Origin of the sequence: Petrotoga sp. HWHPT.55.6.3 (assembly GCF_002895495.1) — a bacterium.
GTDB lineage: Bacteria > Thermotogota > Thermotogae > Petrotogales > Petrotogaceae > Petrotoga > Petrotoga mobilis.
In genome coordinates this window covers 1-5,960 of the sequence record NZ_AZRJ01000020.1, presented here as the reverse complement: position 1 = coordinate 5,960, position 5,960 = coordinate 1, and the positions used below count along the sequence as shown (strand labels likewise).

Below are 5,960 nucleotides of genomic sequence, written 5' to 3'. Positions count from 1 at the left end.
GGGCGAAGGGGCGCTATATAAAGAATTATAGAATATTTTTATAGGATCTTAAGGGGGAACCCCCTTAATGCTTGGAGGTGAAATACCAGCTATGTTTGTCCCATTATCAGGTGCAGATATTACTGACTTTGAGAAAAAAACCATCATGGATGTTTTAAATTCTGAAAGACTTGCCTTGGGTCCCTACTTAGAAAAATTCCAAGAAATAATAAAAGAATACGCTGGAATGAAATATGCTCTGGCTGTGAACAGTGGGACATCAGCCTTACATTTGATTTTAAGGGCTTTAGATTTTCAACAAAATCAAAAGATGATCGTAACGCCTTTCACTTTTATTTCTTCGGCTAACGTGGCTTTGTTTGAGAAAGGAGTACCGGTTTTTGTTGATATAGATCCTCATACTTACAACTTATCCCCCAAAAATTTAAAAGAATTTATAGACAAAGATTACAAAGACGACATTACAACTTTTATGGGTGTGGATATTTTTGGAGTTCCCTTGGAATGGGATGAGATACTTAATATTCTTCCAGATAAAATTAAAATAATTGAAGATTCTTGCGAAGCATTAGGGGGAGAATATAAAGGGCGTAAATTAGGAACTTTTGGAAAAGCTGGTACATATGCCTTTTACCCAAATAAACAGATAACCACCGGTGAAGGTGGGGTTATAGTTACTGATGACGAAGAAATATTTGAGTTATGTAAGTCTATGTGTAACCAAGGTAGAGGCAAAAGCGGTGAGTGGTTAATTAGTGAAAGGCTTGGATACAATTATCGAATGGATGAAATGTCTGCGGCACTTGGTTTTGCTCAAATGAAACGAATCGAAGAAATAAGCTCAAAAAGAAAAGAGAAAGCTATGAATTATTTTGAATTGTTCAAAAGTGAAGAAAAAGTAGTTTTACCTTTCATTCCTCCAGAAGTTACTTCTCAAAGTTGGTTTGTCTTCGTTTTGAGATTGAACTTAGATTGGGTATCAGAGTTAATTGATATACCTACATGGGTTAGAAATTTTGATCTACCTATCAAAATTGAAGGGGAACAAAATCGAAAAGAATGGAAAGAATTGGTAAATAAGATAAGAAATATCTTACAAACCTTCTTAAAAAAATTGAGTGAAAAGGGTGTTGAATCCAAAAATTACTTTTATCCTGTTCACTTGCAACCTTTTTATAGAAAAATGTTCGGCTATGAAGAAGGAGATTATCCTGTTACGGAGCTCATCTCATCTTTGACTTTTGCAATCCCATTTTTCTCCAACATCAGTCTTGAAGAACAGAATTACGTATATCAAAAAATAAAAGAAAGTTTAATGGAGATGAAAAATGAAACATTTGTCTAAAAGATCTTTTAGATTGATGATAATTGACTATATTTTGTTTTTCCTTGCTTACATTGTTGCAATGTTCATAAGGTTTCAATTTGACTTTGTGGAGATGAGAAAGTACATCTCCCCCATCTTTTTCTTTCCTTTGATTATGGTAATTGTTTTTTATTACTCTGGAATATATAGATATATTTGGAGATTTGCCACTCTTAACGAATTAAGACCTGTATTCAACAGTGGTTTCATAGGTTTCCTTATCAACTTTTTTGTTTTTGAGTTTGTAAGAAGATATATAAGCGATATTTTCACTCTTCCTTTCAGTGTGGCAGCAACTGCATCGGTGGTTGGAGTAGTCTTTGTTTCAGCTAGTAGGATATATTGGTTTTCAAGGTATTCTCGAAATTATAAAAAGCGGTTAAACGGAATTAAAAATATCCTTATAATCGGGGCAGGTGATGCTGGGACAGAATTGTTGGGGGAGTATGAGAGGCATCCAGAAGAGGGATCAGTTGTAGGCTTTTTGGATGATGATCCAGAAAAGATAGGAAGAAACATTCGAGGCTATCCTGTACTGGGGAAAATAAACCAAGTTATGGATTTTATAGAAAAATACAACGTTGAAGAGGTTATAATAGCCATTCCCAGTGCTTCATCAGAACAGATAAAAAAAATCATAGATTATGTTGATACAACAAAGGTTAGGTTAAAAACTTTGCCTGGAATCTTGGAAATTTTAGATAACAAGCTATCGCTTGGTTTTCTGCGAGAGGTTGATATTTCCGATTTACTGGGTAGAAAGGAAGTGAGCGTTGATTTAAAAGAGATCAAAGATTACATAAAAGGCAAAAAAATACTGGTTACAGGAGCAGGAGGGAGCATAGGTTCTGAAATATGTAGACAGGTTTTACCAATGGGGCCGAAAGCTCTTTTTTTACTTGGAAAAGGTGAAAACAGTATTTTTGAAATATCAAATGAACTGAGAGACAAGTTTTCAGATGCCTATATAGAAGAAATTATCGCAGATGTATCCGATGAAAACAGAATGAGATATTTATTTTCAAAATATGGATTTGATGTTGTTTTTCATGCCGCTGCTCATAAACATGTACCTCTCATGCAAAAAAATCCAACAGAGGCCTTCAGGGTCAACACAACTGGAACTTACACCGTAGCAAAACTCTCAGGAGAATATAATGTAGAAAGATTTGTATTTATCTCCACCGACAAAGCCATCAAACCAACATCCATAATGGGTGCTTCAAAGAGACTTGGAGAAATTATAGTAAAAACATTGTCTAACTTTTATCAAACAAAGTATGGAATAGTGAGGTTCGGCAACGTTTTAGGAAGTAGAGGGAGTGTAATTCCAATTTTCAAAGAACAGATACAAAAGGGTGGTCCCGTTACCGTCACACACCCCAATATGAAAAGGTATTTCATGACTATTCCGGAGGCTGTTTCTTTAGTATTACAATGTGGACAGTTTGCTCAAAAGGCTGAGATATTCGTTTTAGAAATGGGAGAGCCTGTAAATATTGACCGATTAGCCAGGGATTTGATCAGACTTTCGGGGTACATTCCTGATCAAGACATTAAAATAGTTTACACAGGCATCAGGCCTGGTGAGAAATTATACGAAGAAATATTTTTAGAAGATGAAGATTACGAAAAAACTAGAAACAGACGAATCTTTATTTCAAAAACCAACAATCACGAAATAAATAAAGAGAAGCTAAATGAATTGATAGACCAAATAAATATAATAATAAAAAATAATGATTACAATAGTGCTATTGAAATAATAAAAGATTACATACCAGATTCAAATATATCAAAGATCAGCTAAGCGGCGCTAACAACTACAACAATCATACAAGGAGGCAAAAAGCTATGAAAGCATTAATACTCTGTGCAGGAAAGGGAACAAGACTACGACCACTAACCTTCACGAACGCTAAACCATTGATACCAATAGCTAACAAACCAACCATCATGTACAGCTTAGAAAAAATAAGAAATGCGGGGGTTACAGAGATCGGTTTGGTAGTAAATTCAGAAAATATAGAGGATTTTAAAAATGTCTTAGGAGACGGTAGTCAATTAGGTATAAAATTATCTTATATTATACAAGAACACCCAAAAGGTCTGGCTCATGCGGTAAAGATTTCAAAAGAATTCCTTGATAATGACGACTTTATAATGTATCTAGGGGACAACCTGGTAACTTTTGATCTTAAGAATTTTATAGACCAGTTTAAGTCAGGAAATTATGAATCTTTTATTCTCTTGACTTCCGTGGATAACCCTTCCCAATTTGGAATAGCTGTGATGGAAGACTCGAAAGTGACAAAAGTTGTCGAAAAACCAAAAGATGCTCCATCGAATCTCGCAATAATTGGGGTTTACATATTTACCCCAAAGGTTTTTGAGGCAATTGAAAATATTCAACCTTCGTGGAGAGGGGAACTTGAAATAACCGACGCCATTCAATGGTTAATAGATAATTCAAACAACGTCGGAGCTCATATAGTGGAGGGATGGTGGAAAGATACAGGAAAACCTGAAGATTTAATCGAGGCAAATAGAACGATTCTCAGTAATTTAAAAGAACGAAAAATAGAAGGAGAAATAAGATCCGATTCTTCGGTCCAAGGAATGGTACACATCGGGAAAAATACAAAGATAATGAACTCTATCGTCAGAGGACCTGTAATAATTGGGGAAAACGTTACAATAAGCAATGCCTACATAGGACCATATACAAGCATCGGTGACAGCGCCTATATAAACTCTTCAGAGATCGAGAACAGTATAATCTTAAGTTATGCAAATATTTCAAATGTGTATATAAGGATAGAATCATCTATTATAGGAGAAAATTCAAAGATTTATTCAGCAGAAAGGAAACCATATTCACTAAAATTGGTGATAGGCGATTACAGCAATATACAAATACCAAAATAAGAGATAACATCTTGGGGGTGAAAATAATAGATGACAAAATAGAAATAATAACTGAACTTTGGAACAAACTGTATTCTGATAACCATAAATTGGAAATTCTCTTAGAGTTTTTAAAATCAAAAAAAGATTCTTTTACCTATACGCCAAACGATAAATTTTGGTATAAGAAAGGTCTGGTTTATTCTACTTATGTTGATCTGTTCGCTGGTAATTTTGACAAAATGAAAGAAAAATTAGATTATTTGAGTAATTTAGGTGTAACTATATTATGGCTTCTCCCTATTTTACAATCTCCGATGAAAGACCAAGGGTTCGATATTTCTGATTTTTACAAAGTCCGAGATGAATTAGGTGGAAACGAAAGTTTTTTTGAATTCATCAATCTTGCTCACGAAAAAGGTATAAAAATTCTTTTTGATGTTGCAATAAATCATACTTCTGATGAACAACCATGGTTTCAAGAGGCAAAAAAATCAAAAGATTCTAAGTATAGGAATTATTACATATGGAGCGACACCGATAAAAAATACTCCCAAGCCAGACTGCTTTTTAAAGGTATGGTAAACAGTAATTGGACCTACAACGCTGAAACCAAAGATTATTACTTTCATAGATTTTACGAAATACAGCCGGATTTAAATTACAAAAATCCTGATGTGCTGATAGAAATGATAAAAGTTTTTACCTTCTGGAAAGAACACGGTGTCGATGGTTTTAGAATGGATGCAGCACCGTTTTTATGGAAAGAAGAAGGTACTAACTGTGAAAACTTAATTCAAACCCACTGGATTTTAAAAATATTCAGGGCAGCTTTAGATTACCTAAAAGAAGGAACGGCATTGATAGCAGAAGCTAATCAACCTCCTAAAGACGTTGTTGCTTATTTTGGTAATTCTGACGAATGCCAGGTTGCATACCATTTTCCCGTTATGCCAAAAATTTTTTTGTCTATAGCTGAAGGTAACCCCAATTATGTAATAGATACTCTTTCTAAAAGAGTTACCCCGCCCATTCCAGAAAATTGTCAATGGTTCGTTTTTCTAAGGTGTCACGACGAATTAACCTTAGAATTCGTCGATCCAGAAGAAAGGGCAAAGATGTTGAAATACTACTTGCTCGATGAAAGATGGAACTTCAGGGAAGGAGAAGGGATCGCGGGAAGATTGTACAACCAAATGGGTAAGGATTATAAAAAAGTGCTTTTAGCTTATTCAATTTTGTTTTCTTTGGATGGAACACCAATAAATTATTACGGTGATGAAATAGGAATGGAGAACGATGAAGAATTCTATAGAAAAATGACCGAAAAAATAGGCCATAAAGATTCAAGATTTTTCAACAGAGGACCTTTCGATGAAGAGAAAAGAAAAGAGGCTCTGAACAATACTGACAGCGATAGTTATAAGATTTTTCACGGAATAAAAAAGATGCTTGATTTGAAAAAAGAAAACGAAGATCTGTTTTCAGAAAAACCAATCTATGAAAATATCAACGGGGTATTTAAAGTTACTCGAAAAAAAGGAAATAAAAGCATTGTTATCTATAACAACTTGACCGCTGAAAGCAGATCATTAGATAGTATCAATTTGCAACCCCATGAATATTTTTGGAAAATAAGTTAAAATCGCACTGAGGAACAAATTGTAGGGTGGGGAGCGGGGCGAAG

The 5,960-nt window shown here is 34.5% G+C and carries 4 protein-coding genes; all 4 read left to right on the top strand.

Going from position 1 to position 5,960, the window contains the following annotated elements; translation table 11 throughout:
- Window positions 1–91: 91 nt before the first annotated feature.
- Genes X926_RS06745 through X926_RS06730 form a run of 4 tightly spaced genes read left to right on the top strand, consistent with a single transcriptional unit; the run spans window position 92 to window position 5,916 of the window.
- Entirely contained in the window at window positions 92–1,345 is a 1,254-nt protein-coding gene (locus X926_RS06745; protein WP_103065493.1) for a DegT/DnrJ/EryC1/StrS family aminotransferase, read from the top strand.
- Window positions 1,329–3,176 (top strand): nucleoside-diphosphate sugar epimerase/dehydratase, encoded by a 1,848-nt coding sequence (locus X926_RS06740; RefSeq protein WP_103065491.1) that lies wholly within the window; start codon window positions 1,329–1,331, stop codon window positions 3,174–3,176. The genes X926_RS06745 and X926_RS06740 overlap by 17 nt, the downstream gene beginning before the upstream one ends.
- 44 nt (window positions 3,177–3,220) lie before the next feature.
- Entirely contained in the window at window positions 3,221–4,294 is a 1,074-nt protein-coding gene (locus X926_RS06735; protein ID WP_103065490.1) for a glucose-1-phosphate thymidylyltransferase, read from the top strand.
- 17 nt (window positions 4,295–4,311) lie between these two features.
- Window positions 4,312–5,916, top strand: coding sequence for an alpha-amylase family glycosyl hydrolase (locus X926_RS06730; RefSeq protein ID WP_103065492.1), 1,605 nt, complete (start codon window positions 4,312–4,314; stop codon window positions 5,914–5,916).
- Window positions 5,917–5,960: the final 44 nt, after the last annotated feature.

Coding starts and splice junctions, on each gene's coding strand:
- X926_RS06740 (WP_103065491.1), top strand. CDS start 1,329: ATGAAACATTTGTCTAAAAGATCTTTTAGATTGATGATAATTGACTAT.
- X926_RS06745 (WP_103065493.1), top strand. CDS start 92: ATGTTTGTCCCATTATCAGGTGCAGATATTACTGACTTTGAGAAAAAA.
- X926_RS06735 (WP_103065490.1), top strand. CDS start 3,221: ATGAAAGCATTAATACTCTGTGCAGGAAAGGGAACAAGACTACGACCA.